12 protein-coding genes are annotated in these 15518 nt (G+C 70.7%); 7 read left to right on the forward strand and 5 right to left on the reverse strand.

All coding sequences use genetic code 11. The features are described from left to right. The first annotated feature begins 28 nt into the window (after nt 1-28). Entirely contained in the window at nt 29-1411 is a 1383-nt protein-coding gene (locus DT019_RS04915; RefSeq protein ID WP_114035402.1) for a glycine--tRNA ligase, read from the forward strand. Between the two features lie 120 nt (nt 1412-1531). On the opposite strand, the gene DT019_RS04920 is transcribed toward DT019_RS04915, so the two are convergent. Beyond that, nucleotides 1532-1963, reverse strand: coding sequence for a hypothetical protein (locus DT019_RS04920; RefSeq protein ID WP_223279306.1), 432 nt, complete (start codon nt 1961-1963; stop codon nt 1532-1534). Between the two features lie 177 nt (nt 1964-2140). On the opposite strand from DT019_RS04920, the gene DT019_RS04925 reads away from it, so the two are divergent. From DT019_RS04925 to DT019_RS04935, 3 genes are read left to right on the forward strand one after another with little or no spacing between them, the layout of a single operon-like run. Continuing rightward, nucleotides 2141-3388 carry a sensor histidine kinase gene (locus DT019_RS04925; protein WP_114036001.1) on the forward strand — a complete coding sequence of 416 codons (1248 nt, stop codon included), beginning with the start codon at nt 2141-2143 and terminating at the stop codon, nt 3386-3388. After that, nucleotides 3376-4032 carry a response regulator gene (locus DT019_RS04930; protein ID WP_114035403.1) on the forward strand — a complete coding sequence of 219 codons (657 nt, stop codon included), beginning with the start codon at nt 3376-3378 and terminating at the stop codon, nt 4030-4032. The genes DT019_RS04925 and DT019_RS04930 overlap by 13 nt, the downstream gene beginning before the upstream one ends. Beyond that, nucleotides 4029-4883 (forward strand): DUF4097 family beta strand repeat-containing protein, encoded by an 855-nt coding sequence (locus tag DT019_RS04935; protein ID WP_114035404.1) that lies wholly within the window; start codon nt 4029-4031, stop codon nt 4881-4883. The genes DT019_RS04930 and DT019_RS04935 overlap by 4 nt, the downstream gene beginning before the upstream one ends. 189 nt (nt 4884-5072) lie before the next feature. Here DT019_RS04935 and DT019_RS04940 read toward each other — a convergent pair whose 3' ends face one another. The 3 genes from DT019_RS04940 to DT019_RS04950 all read right to left on the reverse strand — a co-directional run bounded on the left by DT019_RS04940 (nt 5073) and on the right by DT019_RS04950 (nt 8381). Continuing rightward, the gene (locus tag DT019_RS04940; protein WP_114035405.1) at nt 5073-5669 is read right to left on the reverse strand and encodes a TetR/AcrR family transcriptional regulator; all 597 of its coding nucleotides are present in this window, start codon (nt 5667-5669) and stop codon (nt 5073-5075) included. 113 nt (nt 5670-5782) lie between these two features. Then, entirely contained in the window at nt 5783-6799 is a 1017-nt protein-coding gene (locus DT019_RS04945) for an aldo/keto reductase (protein ID WP_114035406.1), read from the reverse strand. A 127-nt stretch (nt 6800-6926) separates the two neighbouring features. Continuing rightward, on the reverse strand, nt 6927-8381 hold the full coding sequence (locus DT019_RS04950; protein WP_189389179.1) for an MFS transporter: 1455 nt from the start codon (nt 8379-8381) through the stop codon (nt 6927-6929). A 111-nt stretch (nt 8382-8492) separates the two neighbouring features. On the opposite strand from DT019_RS04950, the gene DT019_RS04955 reads away from it, so the two are divergent. After that, a complete protein-coding gene (locus tag DT019_RS04955; RefSeq protein ID WP_114035407.1) occupies nt 8493-9368 on the forward strand; it encodes a helix-turn-helix domain-containing protein in 876 nt (291 codons plus the stop codon). Here the strand turns inward: DT019_RS04955 and DT019_RS04960 are convergent. After that, nucleotides 9341-10801, reverse strand: coding sequence for an MFS transporter (locus DT019_RS04960; protein ID WP_114035408.1), 1461 nt, complete (start codon nt 10799-10801; stop codon nt 9341-9343). The genes DT019_RS04955 and DT019_RS04960 overlap by 28 nt on opposite strands. Nucleotides 10802-10924: 123 nt before the next feature. Here DT019_RS04960 and dusB point away from each other — a divergent pair, with 123 nt between their 5' ends. Together dusB and ppdK are read left to right on the forward strand one after the other, a co-directional pair. Then, complete coding sequence (dusB, locus tag DT019_RS04965) at nt 10925-12070, forward strand: tRNA dihydrouridine synthase DusB (RefSeq protein ID WP_114035409.1); 1146 nt, start codon at nt 10925-10927, stop codon at nt 12068-12070. Between the two features lie 410 nt (nt 12071-12480). Next, entirely contained in the window at nt 12481-15231 is a 2751-nt protein-coding gene (gene ppdK, locus DT019_RS04970; RefSeq protein ID WP_114036003.1) for a pyruvate, phosphate dikinase, read from the forward strand. The last annotated feature ends 287 nt before the right edge of the window (nt 15232-15518 follow it).

Below are 15518 nucleotides of genomic sequence, written 5' to 3' on the forward strand. Positions count from 1 at the left end.
CGTCGTCGTCGTTAATGAAGAGAGCACCGTGGCCGCCGACAAGATCGACACCATCGTCAACCTGAGCAAGCGCCGTGGCTTCGTCTACCCGTGCAGCGAGATCTACGGAGGCCAGAAGGCCGCCTGGGACTACGGGCCGCTGGGTGTCGAGCTGAAGGAGAACCTGAAGCGCCAGTGGTGGCGCTACATGGTCACCTCGCGCGAGGACGTCGTCGGCATCGACTCGTCGGTGATCCTGGCCTCCGAGGTCTGGGAGGCCTCCGGTCACGTCGCGACCTTCACCGACCCGCTCACCGAGTGCACCTCCTGCCACAAGCGCTTCCGCGCGGACCACCTCGAAGAGGCGTACGAGGAGAAGCACGGCAAGGCTCCTGAAAACGGCCTCGCCGACCTCAACTGCCCCAACTGCGGCAACAAGGGCACCTTCACCGAGCCCAAGAACTTCTCGGGCCTGCTCTCCACCCACCTCGGCCCGACCCAGGACTCCGGCTCGGTCGCCTACCTGCGCCCCGAGACCGCGCAGGGCATCTTCACCAACTTCGGCCAGGTCCAGCAGACTTCCCGCAAGAAGCCGCCGTTCGGCATCGCGCAGATGGGCAAGTCCTTCCGCAACGAGATCACGCCGGGCAACTTCATCTTCCGCACCCGCGAGTTCGAGCAGATGGAGATGGAGTTCTTCGTCAAGCCCGGCGAGGACGAGCAGTGGCAGGAATACTGGATGGAGCAGCGCTGGAACTGGTACACGGGCCTTGGCCTGCGTGAAGAGAACATGCGCTGGTACGAGCACCCCGCCGAGAAGCTCTCGCACTACTCCAAGCGCACCGCGGACATCGAGTACCGCTTCAGCTTCGGCGGCAGCGAGTGGGGCGAGCTGGAAGGTGTGGCCAACCGCACCGACTACGACCTCACCGCGCACTCCAAGGCCTCCGGCCACGACCTGGTCTACTTCGACCAGGAGGCCGGCGAGCGCTGGACGCCGTACGTCATCGAGCCCGCGGCCGGTGTCGGCCGGGCCATGCTGGCGTTCCTGCTCGACGCGTACAGCGAGGACGAGGCGCCCAACGCCAAGGGCGTCATGGAGAAGCGCGCCGTGATGCGCCTCGACCCGCGCCTCGCGCCGGTCAAGGTCGCGGTCCTCCCGCTCTCCCGCAACGCCCAGCTCTCGCCGAAGGCCAAGGGCCTGGCGGCCGACCTGCGGCAGAACTGGAACATCGAGTTCGACGACGCGGGCGCGATCGGCCGCCGCTACCGCCGCCAGGACGAGATCGGCACGCCGTTCTGTGTGACCGTCGACTTCGACACCCTCGACGACAACGCGGTGACCGTGCGCGAGCGCGACACGATGGCCCAGGAGCGGGTGTCCCTGGACCAGATCCAGCAGTACCTCGGCAGCCGGCTGCTGGGCTGCTGAACGGGGATCACCTCTGGGGGCGCTTGAACCCCTGACCCCCGCACGCGTCTGAGGACCGTGCGTGGCCGGGCCCGCCCACGCGGCGCAGACACGGCCCCGCGCCCCTAGGCGGCACGGGAGTCACGGCTTGCGCAGGGCGACCACCGCGCAGGCCACCGCCAGCGGGAGTTCCGCCGCCAGGGCCAGGGTCAGGGCGGTGGGGAGGTCGCCGGTGCCGGCCGTCGTCACGTCGAACCAGGCGTCCATCACCAGGAGCGCCGCCGTCGCCGCGGCGATCTGCGAGGCGCGCGGGTCCTTCCTCTTCAGCAGGACGCCCGTGCCGGTCAGGCCCGCCGCGAGCAGCGCGTCCAGACCGATCCACGCCGTCGACCAGTTGGAGACCTCCGTGGTCTGCGGCAGGGTCCTGGCGAGCACCACCATCCACGGCACCAGCGCCATCCCGGCCCCGGTGAGGACCGTCGCGAGCCGCGGCCGGCGGCGCAGCATGTCCGAAGCGCCCACGACGGTACGGGACGCGCGGCTCGTACGGATCTGCGGGGCGACGAGAGTCATGGCGGCGGGCTCCTTCCGGCCCGGCGGTCCCTCCGCCCGAGCACAGTGACAAGACTCCCGTTCCGAGCGGCTCCGGTCAGTAACGCGGCTGTCCGAACCGGGGGTGGTGCTGGCTATACCCCCGACCGGGCAACAGCGTGATGGCAGCCCTCCGACCAGCCCAACTACGCTGTGCACATGGCAACTCCCGGCCCGCTGCGGCGCGCATACCTCTGGACCGCCGCGCACGCACCGTGGTCGGCGTGGGCCTGGCGCAACACCGCCCTCGTGACGGCCGCCGTACCCGTGGCGGTACCCGCGGTACTCGCCCTCGCGTACACGTTCTCCAACCCCGGGCACCTCTTCAAGACCCTCGCGTTCGTGCTCCTGCTGGGCCCGCTGCTCACCCTGCTCCAGCGCAGCCGCTTCTGGTCGCTGGCCGGGCTCGACATCCCGCGGATCCACTGGGCCCAGCCGTGGTACCGGCCGCGCGGGCTCACCCTGCGTCTCGGCGCCGAATCGACCTGGCGGCAGTTCGGCTACCACCTGCTCGTCTCCCCGCTCGTCGCCGTCGGCGGGGCCCTGGTCGTGCTGGGCTGGGCCACGGGGGTCGCGTGCGCCCTCGTCTTCTCCTGGGTGTGGGCGCTGCCCGTCAACGACCGGCCCACCGGTTGGACCGGGGACTACGTCGTCTTCACCGTCCTCGGCGTCGTGCTGCTCATCGCCACCCCCTGGTTCGCGGCCCTCGTCGCCCGGCTCGACGGCGCCGCGGCCACCGTGCTGCTCGGCCCCAACCGGGCCAAGGAACTGGCACGCCGCGTCGAGGACCTCGCCGAGAGCCGGGCCGGCATCCTCGACGCCGCCGACCTGGAGCGCCGCCGCATCGAGCGGGACCTGCACGACGGCGCCCAGCAGCGCCTCGTCTCGCTCGCCATGAACCTCGGCATCGCCCGCGCCACCCTCACCGACCTGCCGCCCGAAGCCCGGGCCGTCATCGACGAGGCGCACCGCGAGGCCAAGGAAGCCATCGAGGAACTCAGCAATCTCGTACGGGGCCTGCACCCGGCCGTCCTGGAGGACCGCGGCCTCGACGCCGCGATATCCGGCATCGCGGCCCGCGCCCCCTTCCCTGTCGAACTCACCGTGGACCTGCCCGAACGCCCCTCGCCCACGGTCGAGGCCGTCGCCTACTTCGTCGTCTCCGAAACCCTGGCCAATGTCGCCAAGCACGCCCGTGCGACGCGCTGTTCCGTCGAGGTCCGCCGCCGCGCCCGGCTCCTGACGCTCACCGTCGTCGACGACGGCATGGGCGGCGCCGACCCGGCACGCGGCACCGGACTGCTCGGCCTGCGCAAGCGCGTAGGGTCGGTCGACGGAAGCATCAGGATCAACAGCCCCCACGGGGGCCCGACCGTCATCACTGTGGAGTTGCCGTGCGGGCTGTGATCGCCGAGGATTCGGTGCTGCTGCGGATAGGTCTCGTCAAGGTCCTGGAAATGGCCGGATTCGAGGTCGCCGCCGAGGCCGGAGACGCCGAGGGCCTGCTCCAGGCCGTCGAGGAACACCAGCCGAAGCTGGCGCTCGTCGACGTCCGGATGCCGCCCGGCTTCACCGACGAGGGGGTGCGCGCGGCCCTGATGATCCGTCAACAATGGCCGGACACGTCCGTGTTGCTGCTGTCGCAGTACGTCGAGGAGCGGTACGCCGCCGACCTGCTGGCCACCCAGACCGGCGGCATCGGCTATCTGCTCAAGCAGCGGGTCGCCGACGTCGAGGAGTTCGTGGACGCCCTCAAGCGGGTCGCCGCGGGCGGCACCGCGCTCGACCCGCAGGTCGTCGCCCAGCTCCTCCTGCGTCGCGGCGGCGGGCCCGACCCGCTGGAGCGGCTGACCCCGCGTGAACGCGACGTCCTCAAGCTCATGGCGGAGGGCCGCTCCAACGCGGGCATCGCCGCTGAACTCGTCGTGAGTGAGAGCGCGGTGGCCAAGCACATCAACAACATCTTCGCCAAGCTCGACCTGCCGGTCGCCGACGGCGACCACCGCCGGGTCCTCGCGGTCCTGCGCTTCCTGGACGGTGGTCCGGCATGACCGCCACCGAGCAGCGCGAGGCACCGAAGGGCGCGGCGCCCCCCAGCGGGGCGGCGGAGGGGCGCCCCCGCCACCGCACCGCGTGGATCATCGTGGCGATCATCGGCGCCCTGGGTGTCGTGGCCCCGTTCTCCCTCTCCTTCGTGGCCGACTCCCTCAGCAAGTCGGCCTCGTACGCGAGCCCCCTCAACGGCCGCCCCCACGCGGTCGCGGCCGTCGAGGTGGACTCCGGAGCCGCGCGGCTCACCGTCGGGACCGGGCCCGCCGGGAAGGTCACGATCAACGGCAGGCTCACCTGGTCGGTGAAGCGGCCCAAGATCAAGGAGAGCTGGGACGGCGACACCCTCAAGGTGCGCACCAGCTGCAACGGATTCGTCGACGAGTACGTCCAGAACTGCCAGATCGACCTCAACCTGGCCATCCCCGCCGACGTCCGTCTGAAGGTGAAGAGCGGCTCCGGCGAGGTCAAGGTCCGCGATGTGGCGGGCCCGGTCGACCTCTCCGGCGGCTCCGGCGGCGTGAAGCTGCGCGGACTCAAGGGCACGGTCCGGGCCAAGGTGGGCTCCGGCGAGCTCATGGCGGACCAACTGGCCTGCTCCGAGGCCGACTTGGAGGCAGGGTCCGGAACCGTCAGCGCCGAGTTCATCGCCGCGCCGCGGCAGGTGAAGGCGAAGGCCGGATCGGGGACCGTCTCCGTGACCGTGCCGAACGGCACCCGCTACCAGGTACTGGGCGGGTCGGGATCGGGTGCCCGGAACATCCAGCAGGAGCTGGTCGACTCGGGATCGGACCGGGTCATCGACGCCTCCACCGGCTCCGGCACGGTCACCGTCGGATATCCGCAGTTCTGAATCCGTGCGCCCCCGCCCCCTCACACCGTGCGTCGGGCAGCCTCGGCCCCGTCCCACCTGAGCGGCCGGAGCCGCTGAGCCCGGGAGCGCCCGAGTCCTGGAACGGCTCGGCCCCGGAGCCGCTCGGTCCCGGAGCAGGGGGACGGCCGCGGACCACCCAGCCGACCGAGGCGGCGGCATCGTGCCGCCCTACCGCTTCAGCCCCTGGAGAATGAGGTCGACCACCGCGCCGAAGTCGTCCCCGATGGAGGGGCGGGACCACTCCGCCGCGTACACCGGATCGTGGAAGCGGCCCGTCGCGTCGAACACGGCTCGCGCCGAGACGGCCGGTGACTCGTACGGAATCGTGAACTCGCCCCGGTCCACGCCGAATCGGATGATCACGGTGAGCTGGCCGACCAGCTCCGCTATGTGCTCCTCCACGACCCTGCTGTTCTCCCGGAGCAGCACCTCGTACGTCCGGAACAGCTCCGGGTCGTCGCCCGCCTTGTGCAGCTTCGCCTGGAACAGCTCGCTCAGCCAGAGCCGCAGCACGACGCCCGACTCCAGGTCCTGGCGGGCCGCGATGCCCCGCAGCAGATCCGTCGAGCGGTTCAGCCAGCGCTCGGTGACCGCCTCCCGCAACGCGGCCTTGGTACGGAAATGGCGGTAGACACTGCCGTGGCTCACTCCGAGCTGGCGCGCGACATCGACGACCGTGGCCTTCGCCGGGCCGTGGCGGCGCAGCACCTCCTCGGTCGCGACGAGGATGCGCTCGGCGGTCAGTGGTTCCGTGCTCATGGCCATGACGTTACCTGCCGCTCGAATGGGCCCGCCGGGCCTGTGGACAACGTGGTCACGGGGTTGTCCACAGGCCGGGGCGGGTGCGCGGCCGAGCCCGCGGACCCGGCGCTGAGCGCTCAGTGCTCACTGTCCAGGTGGGCCATCTGGGCCTCCGGGTAGCGGTCGCCCGCCGCCGCGCCGGCGGGGACGGCGGCCTCGATCGCGGCGAGGTCGGCCGCGGTGAGCTCCACGTCCAGGGCGCCGAGCGCCTCGGTCAGCCGGTCCCGGCGGCGCGCGCCGACCAGCGGCACGATGTCCGCGCCGTGCCGGGGCCCCTGCGCGAGCACCCAGGCGATGGCGGTCTGCGCGACCGAGACGCCCTTCTGCTCGGCGATCTTGCGCAACGCCTCGACGAGGTCGAGGTTGTGCTGGAGGTTCGCGCCCTGGAAGCGCGGGCTCATGCCGCGGAAGTCGCCCGCGGCCAGCTGCCGGTCACGCGAGAAGTGCCCGCTGATCAGGCCGCGCGAGAGCACCCCGTACGCGGTGATGCCGATGCCCAGCTCGCTCGCCGTCGGCAGGATCTCGGCCTCGATGCCGCGCGAGATCAGCGAGTACTCGATCTGGAGGTCCGAGATGGGGGCGACGGCGGCGGCCCGGCGCAGGGTGGCCGCGCCGACCTCGGACAGGCCGATGTGCCGTACGTGCCCGGCCTCGACCAGCTCGGCGATGGCGCCGACCGTCTCCTCGATCGGTACGTCCGGGTCGACCCGGGCGATCCGGTAGATGTCGATGTGGTCGACGCCCAGGCGCTGCAGCGAGTAGGCGGCGAAGTTCCGGACCGCGGCGGGCCGTCCGTCGTACCCGGACCAGCCGCCGTCCGGGTCGCGCAGCGCGCCGAACTTCACGCTGGTCAGCGCCTGTTCGCGGGCCGCGGCGGGGGCGGAACGCAGCGCCTCGCCGATCAGCATCTCGTTGTGGCCCATGGCGTAGAAGTCGCCGGTGTCCAGCAGGGTGACGCCGGCGTCGAGCGCGGCATGGATGGTGGCGATGGACTCGTCGCGATCGGCCTCTCCGTACAGCGCGGACATGCCCATGCAGCCGAGGCCGAGCGCGGAGGTCCGGGGGCCGGTGGTGCCGAGGGTGCGGGTTCGCATGAGGGGGCTCCTTGGTGGTGGGGTGTGGTTCCACCATGGCATGACAGGTGACAGATTTCAATATCTGTCATCTGTCATGCGCTAGGTCACTCTCCACCCCCGCCCTTCGCCGCCGCGGCTCACCGCCTCACCGCATGACGCGCGGCAGCCGCAGGCTCAGCAGGGTCGTCAGGACGATCAGGCCGAGCTGTGCGAGGAGGGTGACGACGAGCGCGTCGCGCATGCCCATCGAAGGGGCGAGCGCCAGGAAGAGGCTGCCCAGGGTGGCGACGCCCAGGGCGAGCGCGGACTGCTGGGTGGTGACCACCACGCCGCTGCCCACACCGGCCCGGTCGGACGGTATGTCGGAGAGCATCAGCCGGATGAGGACCGGGAGTTGGAGCCCCTGGCCGAGTCCGGCGACGGCGACGCCCGGGGCGAGTTCGGCGACGCTGAGACCCGACCAGCCGCGCCACACGGTCAGCACGACCAGGGCGATGCCCACGGTCTGGATCACGCCGCCCGCGGTGACCACGCGGGTGCCGAAGCGGCCGATGAGCCGGGGACCGGCGAGGGAGGCGGCGAAGAAGGCGAGCGCCATCGGGACGAGGGCGAGTCCGGCCGCGACCGGGCCCATCCGCAGACCCTGCTGGAGGACCACGGCGATCACGAACATGAACCCGCTGAAGCCGATCGAGAACGGCACCACCATCACCAGACCACGCCGCAGCGAGTCCATCTCCAGCAGGCTCGGCGGCACGAGGGGGGTCCGGCCGAGCCGGTCCGCGCGCCGCTCCACCAGGAAGAACGCGGTGGCCGCGAACGGGAAGACGCCGAGCGAGAGCCAGGTCCACAGCGGCCAGCCCGCCGCTCGCCCCTCGGTCAGCGGCAGCAGCAGGGAGATCAGGGAGAGCGCCAGGAGCAGGGTGCCCGCCACGTCGATCGTGGTCGGCCGGTCCGAGCGGGTCTCCGGCACCGAGCGGGCGGTCAGGAGGATGCCGACGACGGCGACCGGCACGTTCACCAGGAACACCGAGCGCCAGCCGGTCCCGGCGATGTCGGCCGCGACCAGGACGCCGCCGAGGATCTGGCCGGCCACCATGGACAGGCCCGCGGTGGCTCCGTACAGGCTCATCGCCTTGGCGCGGCGCGGGCCCTGGGTGGTGGCCTGGATGGTGGCCAGGACCTGCGGCATCATCAGCGCGGCGGCGGCACCCTGTGCCACCCGCGCGCCGACCAGGGTCCACGCGCTGGGCGCGAGGCCGCAGGCGAGGGAGGTGAGGCCGAAGGCCGCCATGCCGGTCAGGAAGAGCCTGCGCCGGCCCGCCATGTCACCCAGGCGACCGCCGAGCACCAGCAGGACGGCGTAGGCGACGCCGTATCCGGCGACCACGAGTTCCAGCAGGGCCGGGCCCGCGGCGAGGTCGCTGTCCATGGACGGCAGGGCGACATTGACGATGAAGAAGTCGATCAGCGGCAGGGCCGCGCCCAGCAGTACCGTGAACAGCCCGAGCGGCCCGATCACCGCCCCGTGCCGGGTGACCGGGACGGTGGGGGAGTCGGTGGAAGGGTTGGAGGTCGTCCGTACCGTTGTTTCACTCACGGAGAAGACGATCCTCCTCTCCTGAGCCTGGTACCAGAGTCTCCTTATCCTGGTACAAGCACTACCTGGCAACCGGCTGACAAGGCCTCGCGGGTGCGGCACCCTGAAGCCATGAGCACTGTGGCCCCGGCGAGCGACGTCCGCCGTCACGAGTTGGCCGATTTCCTGCGCAGCCGCCGCGAGCGCATCACCCCCGAGCAGGTGGGACTGCCTCCGGGCCGTCGCCGTCGTACCCCGGGGCTGCGCCGCGAGGAGGTCGCGCAGCTGTCCGCCGTCGGGGTCACCTGGTACACCTGGCTGGAGCAGGCCCGCGACATCCAGGTCTCCCCGCAGGTCCTGGACGCGCTGGCGCGAGCGCTGCTGCTCGATGCCAGCGAGCGCAGCCACCTCTTCTCGCTGGCCGGCGCCCTCGACCCGGCGCCCAACGCGGCGTGCCCGAACGTGACCCCGGCGCTGCGCGCGATGCTCGACCAGCTGGGGCCGATCCCGGCCTGCATCCAGAACAGCCGGTACGACATCCTCGCGTACAACACCACCTACGGGCGGCTGCTCTGCGATCTCGACGCGCTGCCGCCCGAGGACCGCAACTGCCTGTGGCTGGCCTTCACCAACCCCGACTGGCGGGCCTCCGTGGTGGACGTCGCGGAGATGAACCGGGTGATGGCCGCCAAGTTCCGCGCCTCGATGGCCGAGCACCTCGCCGAACCGGCCTGGAAGGCGCTGCTCGCCCGGCTGGACGGGGCGTCGGCCGAGTTCCGCGAGGTGTGGGCCCGGCACGAGGTGGTCAACCAGGGCGGAAAGACGAAGCACCTGCGCAACGCCCATGTGGGCCTGCTGTCCGTCGAGCACACCAATCTGTGGCTCGGCCCCTCGGCGGGGCCCCGCGTGGTGATGTACGTGCCGACCGACGACGAGACCCGCCGACGCCTCGAACGGCTCCAGGAGCTGGCCGAAGCCGATCAGGCGTTGGCGTCCGCCGGGGCCTGAACGGCGGGCGCCTCAAGGCGTTCCGCGGTCCGCCGCGCCGACTCGCGCGCCCAGCGCCCGCTGGTGGCGAGCCCCACGCACAGCACGCTCAGACCGCACCCCGTGATGATCCACCAGGCGGGCCGGGCGGCCCCGGGGAAGTGGTCGGCGTACGCGCCCGACGCGACCCCCGCCATGCCGCCCGCCAGGACCGCGCCGATCACGGCGACGCCCAGGGTCTGCCCGATCTGCCGGCTGGTGGAGGCGACAGCCGCGGCCACGCCCGCCTGGGAGCGGGGCATCCCGGAGACCGCGGTGTTGGTGATGGGCGCGTTCACCATGCCGAAGCCGAGGCCGAACAGGACGTACCCGGTGAACAGCAGCGCCGTGGTCCGCTCGGCGTCGAAGACCGCGAAGAGCAGCCCGCTCGCGGCCATCGCGACCCCGGCGATCAGCAGCGACAGGCGCGGCCCCCGGTTGCCGACGAGGCGTCCCGACAGCGGGGCGCAGACGAAGGTGAGCGCGGCCATGGGCAGCATGTGGAGCCCGGCGTCCAAGGCGCTCAGACCGCGGGCGTTCTGCAGGAACAGGGTGTTGAGGAAGAGGAACCCGCTGAGAGCGGCGAAGGCCGAGACCGCGATGACGGTGGCGCCGCTGAACGGGGCGCTGCGGAAGAAGCGCAGGTCGATGAGCGGCTCCGCGCGCCGGGGTTCGTACACCAGGAGGGCCGCGAGCGCGGCGACGGCGACCGCGACGAAGACCAGGATCTGCGGCGAGTCCCATCCGGCGCTGGGCACCTCGATGATCGCGTACGTCAGGGAGCCGAGCAGCGCGATGACCAGGAGCTGGCCGACCGGGTCGGGTCGGCGGGGCTTGGGGGCGCGGGACTCGGGGACGTAACGCCAGGTCAGGAAGAGGGCGAGCAGCCCGACGGGCAGGTTGAGCCAGAAGATCGAGCGCCAGCCGACCGTTTCCACCAGGACGCCGCCGATGATCGGGCCCGCCGCCATCGAGATGCCGACGACCCCACCCCAGACGCCGATGGCGCGGGCGCGTTCGCGCGGGTCCGTGAAGGTGTTGGTGATGATCGACATCGCGACGGGGTTGAGCATCGAGCCGCCGACCGCCTGCACCATCCGGAAGGCCACCAGCAATTCCAGGTTGGGGGCGAGCGAGCAGAGCACGGAGCCGACGGTGAACAGGACGAGGCCCACCTTGAAGACCTTGCGGCGGCCCACGCGGTCGGCGGTCGAGCCCGACAGCATCAGGAGCGAGGCGAGAACGAGGGTGTAGGCGTCGATGGTCCACTGCAGGCCGGAGACACCGGCGTGGAAGTCCTTCTGCAGGGAGGGCAGGGCGACGTTGAGGACGGTGTTGTCGAGGCTGACGATCAGCAGGCTCATGCAGCAGATCGCCAGGATGAGCATCCGTCGGCGGTGAGTCGGCTCGGGCATGGCTTCGATAGTACGCCTAACTAATGACTCCGGGTGGACGCGACCCGGGTACCGGCGGTCCCGGTACCCGCGCCACCGGCCGCTGGCAGGGTTGTCCACAGCCCCCGGAGGGGCACCGCCGGCATGCGCGACAATGAACAGATGACCACGCTCTCCATCGGCCCGCACACGGTGCAGCCGCCCGTGGTGCTCGCACCCATGGCCGGCATCACCAACGCTCCGTTCCGCACCCTGTGCCGCGAGTTCTCCGGCGGCAAGGGCCTGTTCGTCAGCGAGATGATCACGACGCGGGCCCTGGTCGAGCGCAACGAGAAGACCATGCAGCTCATCCACTTCGACGAGACCGAGACGCCGCGCTCGATCCAGCTGTATGGAGTGGACCCGGTCACCGTCGGCAAGGCCGTCCGGATGATCGTGGACGAGGACCTGGCCGACCACATCGACCTCAACTTCGGCTGCCCGGTGCCCAAGGTGACGCGCAAGGGCGGCGGCTCGGCCCTGCCCTACAAGCGGCCGCTGCTGCGCGCGATCCTGCACGAGGCCGTCTCCAACGCCGGTGACCTGCCGGTCACCATGAAGATGCGCAAGGGCATCGACGACGACCACATCACGTTCCTGGACGCGGGCCGCATCGCGGTCGAGGAGGGCGTCACCGCGATCGCCCTGCACGGCAGGACCGCCGCCCAGCACTACGGCGGCACCGCCGACTGGGACGCCATCGCCCGCCTCAAGGAGCACGTTCCGGAGATCCCGGTGCTCGGCAACGGCGACATCTGGTCGGCCGAGGACGCCCTGCGCATGGTCAAGGAGACCGGCTGCGACGGCGTCGTGGTCGGCCGCGGCTGCCTGGGACGGCCCTGGCTCTTCGGTGACCTGGTGGCCGCGTTCGAGGGGACCGACTCCTTCGCGCGGCCCACCCTGCGCACCGTCTCCGAGGTGATGCTGCGGCACGCCACGCTGCTCGGCGAGTGGATCGGCGACGAGACGCGCGGAGTGATCGACTTCCGCAAGCACGTCGCCTGGTACCTGAAGGGGTTCTCGGTCGGTTCGGAGATGCGCAAGCGCCTGGCCGTCACCTCCTCCCTGGACGAGCTCGGCGCTCAGTTGAGCGAGCTCGACCTGGACCAGCCGTGGCCGGACGGCGCCGACGGCCCGCGGGGCAGAACGTCCGGAAACAACCGGGTCGTCCTGCCGGACGGGTGGCTGAAGGACCCGTACGACTGCTCCGGCATCACCATGGAAGCCGAGCTGGACACCTCCGGAGGCTGATCCGGGGCGGTCCGGACGGGTCCACGGAGTGGTCCGCACAGTGGATTACCGCTCGATCGAGCGCGTGATTCTCGCCACCCTTGATAGGGGTTGCGCTCAGATGAGCGCATTCTGGACGGCTGCATCTCTGAAAGGGGTGGCACTGAGTGCCACCCCTTTCGCGTTCGAGTAGTGAACTCACTTGGTGTTGAGCCCGCTCAGAAGAGCGGATGTAGACCATTTCTTGACCAATTCCGTTCAAGTATTGAAGGGACGGCGGAGGGGAACGTTACGCGCCAGTCACTTTCGATCTGGTGGCGGACGAGTGGTTACGCCCCCGTGACGCGCAAGTGGACGTACCCAGACACCTTCGATCTGGGTATGTTCCTCGCCGTCAGGGCAGCCACCGCGGATTCGAGGAGTCGAGACCCGTGTCGGAAGACAAAGACCTCCAGCACACCCAGAAGTTCGTCTACGACTTCACCGAGGGGAACAGGGACCTCAAGGACCTTCTCGGCGGGAAGGGCGCGAACCTCGCCGAGATGACCAACCTCGGTCTCCCGGTCCCTCCCGGGTTCACCATCACCACCGAGGCGTGCAAGGTCTACCTCGACAGCGGTGACGAGCCCGCCGAGCTGCGGGACGAGGTCAGCGCGCACCTCGACGCCCTCCAGAAGACGATGGGCAAGAAGCTCGGCCAGGCCGACGACCCGCTGCTCGTCTCCGTCCGCTCGGGCGCCAAGTTCTCGATGCCCGGCATGATGGACACCGTCCTCAACATCGGGCTCTCCGACGAGTCGGTGGCCGGCCTCGCCGCCCAGGCGGGCGACGAGCGCTTCGCCTGGGACTCCTACCGCCGCCTGATCCAGATGTTCGGCAAGACCGTGCTCGGCGTGGACGGAGAGCTCTTCGAGGAGGCCCTCGAGGACGCCAAGGCCGCCAAGAAGGTCACCGTCGACACCGACCTCGACGCGGGCGACCTGAAGAAGCTGGTCAAGCAGTTCAAGAAGATCGTCAAGTCCGAGGCCGGACGCGACTTCCCGCAGGACCCGCGCGAGCAGATGGACCTCGCCATCAAGGCGGTCTTCGAATCCTGGAACGGCGACCGCGCCAAGCTGTACCGCCGCCAGGAGCGCATCCCGGGCGACCTCGGCACCGCGGTCAACGTGTGCTCCATGGTCTTCGGCAACCTCGGCCCCGACTCGGGCACCGGTGTCGCCTTCACCCGCGACCCGGCCTCCGGTCACCAGGGCGTGTACGGCGACTACCTGCAGAACGCGCAGGGCGAGGACGTCGTCGCGGGCATCCGCAACACCGTGCCGCTCGCCGACCTCGAGTCGATCGACAAGGCGTCGTACGACCAGCTCATGCAGATCATGGAGACCCTTGAGACCCACTACAAGGATCTCTGCGACATCGAGTTCACCATCGAGCGCGGCCAGCTCTGGATGCTCCAGACCCGGGTCGGCAAGCGCACTGCCGGTGCCGCCTTCCGGATCGCGACGCAGCTCGTGGACCAGGGTCTGATCGACGAGGCCGAGGCGCTCCAGCGCGTCACCGGCGCCCAGCTCGCCCAGCTGATGTTCCCGCGCTTCGAAGACGGACGGGCCGGCGGCGAGAAGGGGTTCGAGCAGCTCGGGCGCGGCATCGCCGCCTCGCCGGGCGCGGCCGTCGGCAAGGCCGTCTTCGACTCCTACACCGCGATCAAGTGGTCCCGCTCGGGCGAGAAGGTCATCCTCATCCGCCGCGAGACCAACCCCGACGACCTCGACGGCATGATCGCCGCCGAGGGCATCCTGACCTCGCGCGGCGGCAAGACCTCGCACGCCGCCGTCGTCGCCCGCGGCATGGGCAAGACCTGTGTCTGCGGCGCGGAGGACCTGGAGGTCGACACCAAGCGGCGCCGGATGACCGCGCCCGGCGGCGTCGTCATCGAGGAGGGGGACCTCGTCTCCATCGACGGCTCCACCGGCAAGGTCTACCGCGGCGAGGTCCCGGTCGTGCCGTCGCCGGTCGTCGAGTACTTCGAGGGCCGCATGCACGCCGGCGCCGACGACGCCGACGAGCTGGTCGCCGCCGTGCACCGGATCATGGCGTACGCCGACCGGGTACGCCGGCTGCGGGTACGCGCCAACGCCGACAACGCCGAGGACGCCTCGCGGGCCCGCCGCTTCGGCGCCCAGGGCATCGGCCTGTGCCGCACCGAGCACATGTTCCTCGGTGAGCGGCGCGAGATGGTCGAGCGCCTGATCCTCGCCGACGCGGACGCCGAGCGCGAAGAGGCACTCAGTGCCCTGCTGCCGCTCCAGAAGAAGGACTTCGTCGAGCTCTTCGAGGCGATGGACGGACTCCCGGTCACCGTGCGCCTGCTGGACCCGCCGCTGCACGAATTCCTGCCCGACATCACGGAGTTGTCGGTCCGTGTCGCCCTCGCCGAGTCCCGCAAGGACGCGAACGAGAACGACCTGCGCCTGCTCCAGGCCGTGCACAAGCTGCACGAGCAGAACCCGATGCTGGGTCTGCGCGGCGTGCGCCTCGGCCTGGTCATCCCGGGTCTGTTCGCCATGCAGGTCCGGGCGATCGCGGAGGCGGCCGCCGAGCGCAAGAACGCCAAGGGCGACCCCCGCGCCGAGATCATGATCCCGCTGGTCGGCACCGTCCAGGAGCTGGAGATCGTCCGCGAGGAGGCCGACGCGGTGATCGCCGAGGTCGAGGCCGCCACCGGCACCGAGCTCAAGCTCACCATCGGCACGATGATCGAGCTGCCCCGTGCCGCCCTGACGGCGGGTCAGATCGCCGAGGCCGCCCAGTTCTTCAGCTTCGGCACCAACGACCTCACGCAGACGGTCTGGGGCTTCTCCCGCGACGACGTCGAGGCCAGCTTCTTCACCGCGTACCTGGAGAAGGGCATCTTCGGGGTCTCGCCGTTCGAGACCATCGACAAGGACGGCGTCGGCTCGCTCGTGCGCTCGGCGGTGGAGGCCGGCCGGGCCACCCGCCCCGACCTGAAGCTCGGCGTCTGCGGTGAGCACGGCGGCGACCCCGAGTCGGTGCACTTCTTCCACGAGGTGGGCCTGGACTACGTGTCCTGCTCGCCGTTCCGCATCCCCGTCGCCCGCCTCGAAGCGGGCCGCGCGGCCGCTGTGTCCCCCGCGGGGGGCAAGGGCAGCGACTCGCGCTAGAGCCCCGGAGCCGCCGCCGGGTCCCCGACCCTCAACACCGATCCGGCGGCGGCTCCGGTCCACCAAGAAGGGGCAGCAACCCTGTGCGGGGGTGGCTGCCCCTTTTGCGTTGCCTCTTCCCGTCGCCCCGGTAAGCCTTCGCCGGAGGTGTTCGCCGTACTGGACCGAGGTGTGCGAGCGCTTAATTCCTGTTGAATGGCGGACATTTAAGCGCGTGGTGGCCGGAAATGCAGAGTGCGGTTCACGGATCCCCACCCGTGAACCGCACTCTGTCAACCGCGCCGAGC

The organism is Streptomyces sp. SDr-06, from assembly GCF_003324565.1.
Classification (GTDB): Bacteria; Actinomycetota; Actinomycetes; order Streptomycetales; family Streptomycetaceae; genus Streptomyces.

Bases quoted from the DNA above. Each gene is read 5' to 3' on its own strand.
- DT019_RS04920 (WP_223279306.1), bottom strand. From the start codon at position 1,963: ATGACTCTCGTCGCCCCGCAGATCCGTACGAGCCGCGCGTCCCGTACC.
- DT019_RS04925 (WP_114036001.1), top strand. From the start codon at position 2,141: ATGGCAACTCCCGGCCCGCTGCGGCGCGCATACCTCTGGACCGCCGCG.
- DT019_RS04935 (WP_114035404.1), top strand. From the start codon at position 4,029: ATGACCGCCACCGAGCAGCGCGAGGCACCGAAGGGCGCGGCGCCCCCC.
- DT019_RS04940 (WP_114035405.1), bottom strand. From the start codon at position 5,669: ATGGCCATGAGCACGGAACCACTGACCGCCGAGCGCATCCTCGTCGCG.
- DT019_RS04945 (WP_114035406.1), bottom strand. From the start codon at position 6,799: ATGCGAACCCGCACCCTCGGCACCACCGGCCCCCGGACCTCCGCGCTC.
- DT019_RS04955 (WP_114035407.1), top strand. From the start codon at position 8,493: ATGAGCACTGTGGCCCCGGCGAGCGACGTCCGCCGTCACGAGTTGGCC.
- DT019_RS04960 (WP_114035408.1), bottom strand. From the start codon at position 10,801: ATGCCCGAGCCGACTCACCGCCGACGGATGCTCATCCTGGCGATCTGC.
- dusB (WP_114035409.1), top strand. From the start codon at position 10,925: ATGCGCGACAATGAACAGATGACCACGCTCTCCATCGGCCCGCACACG.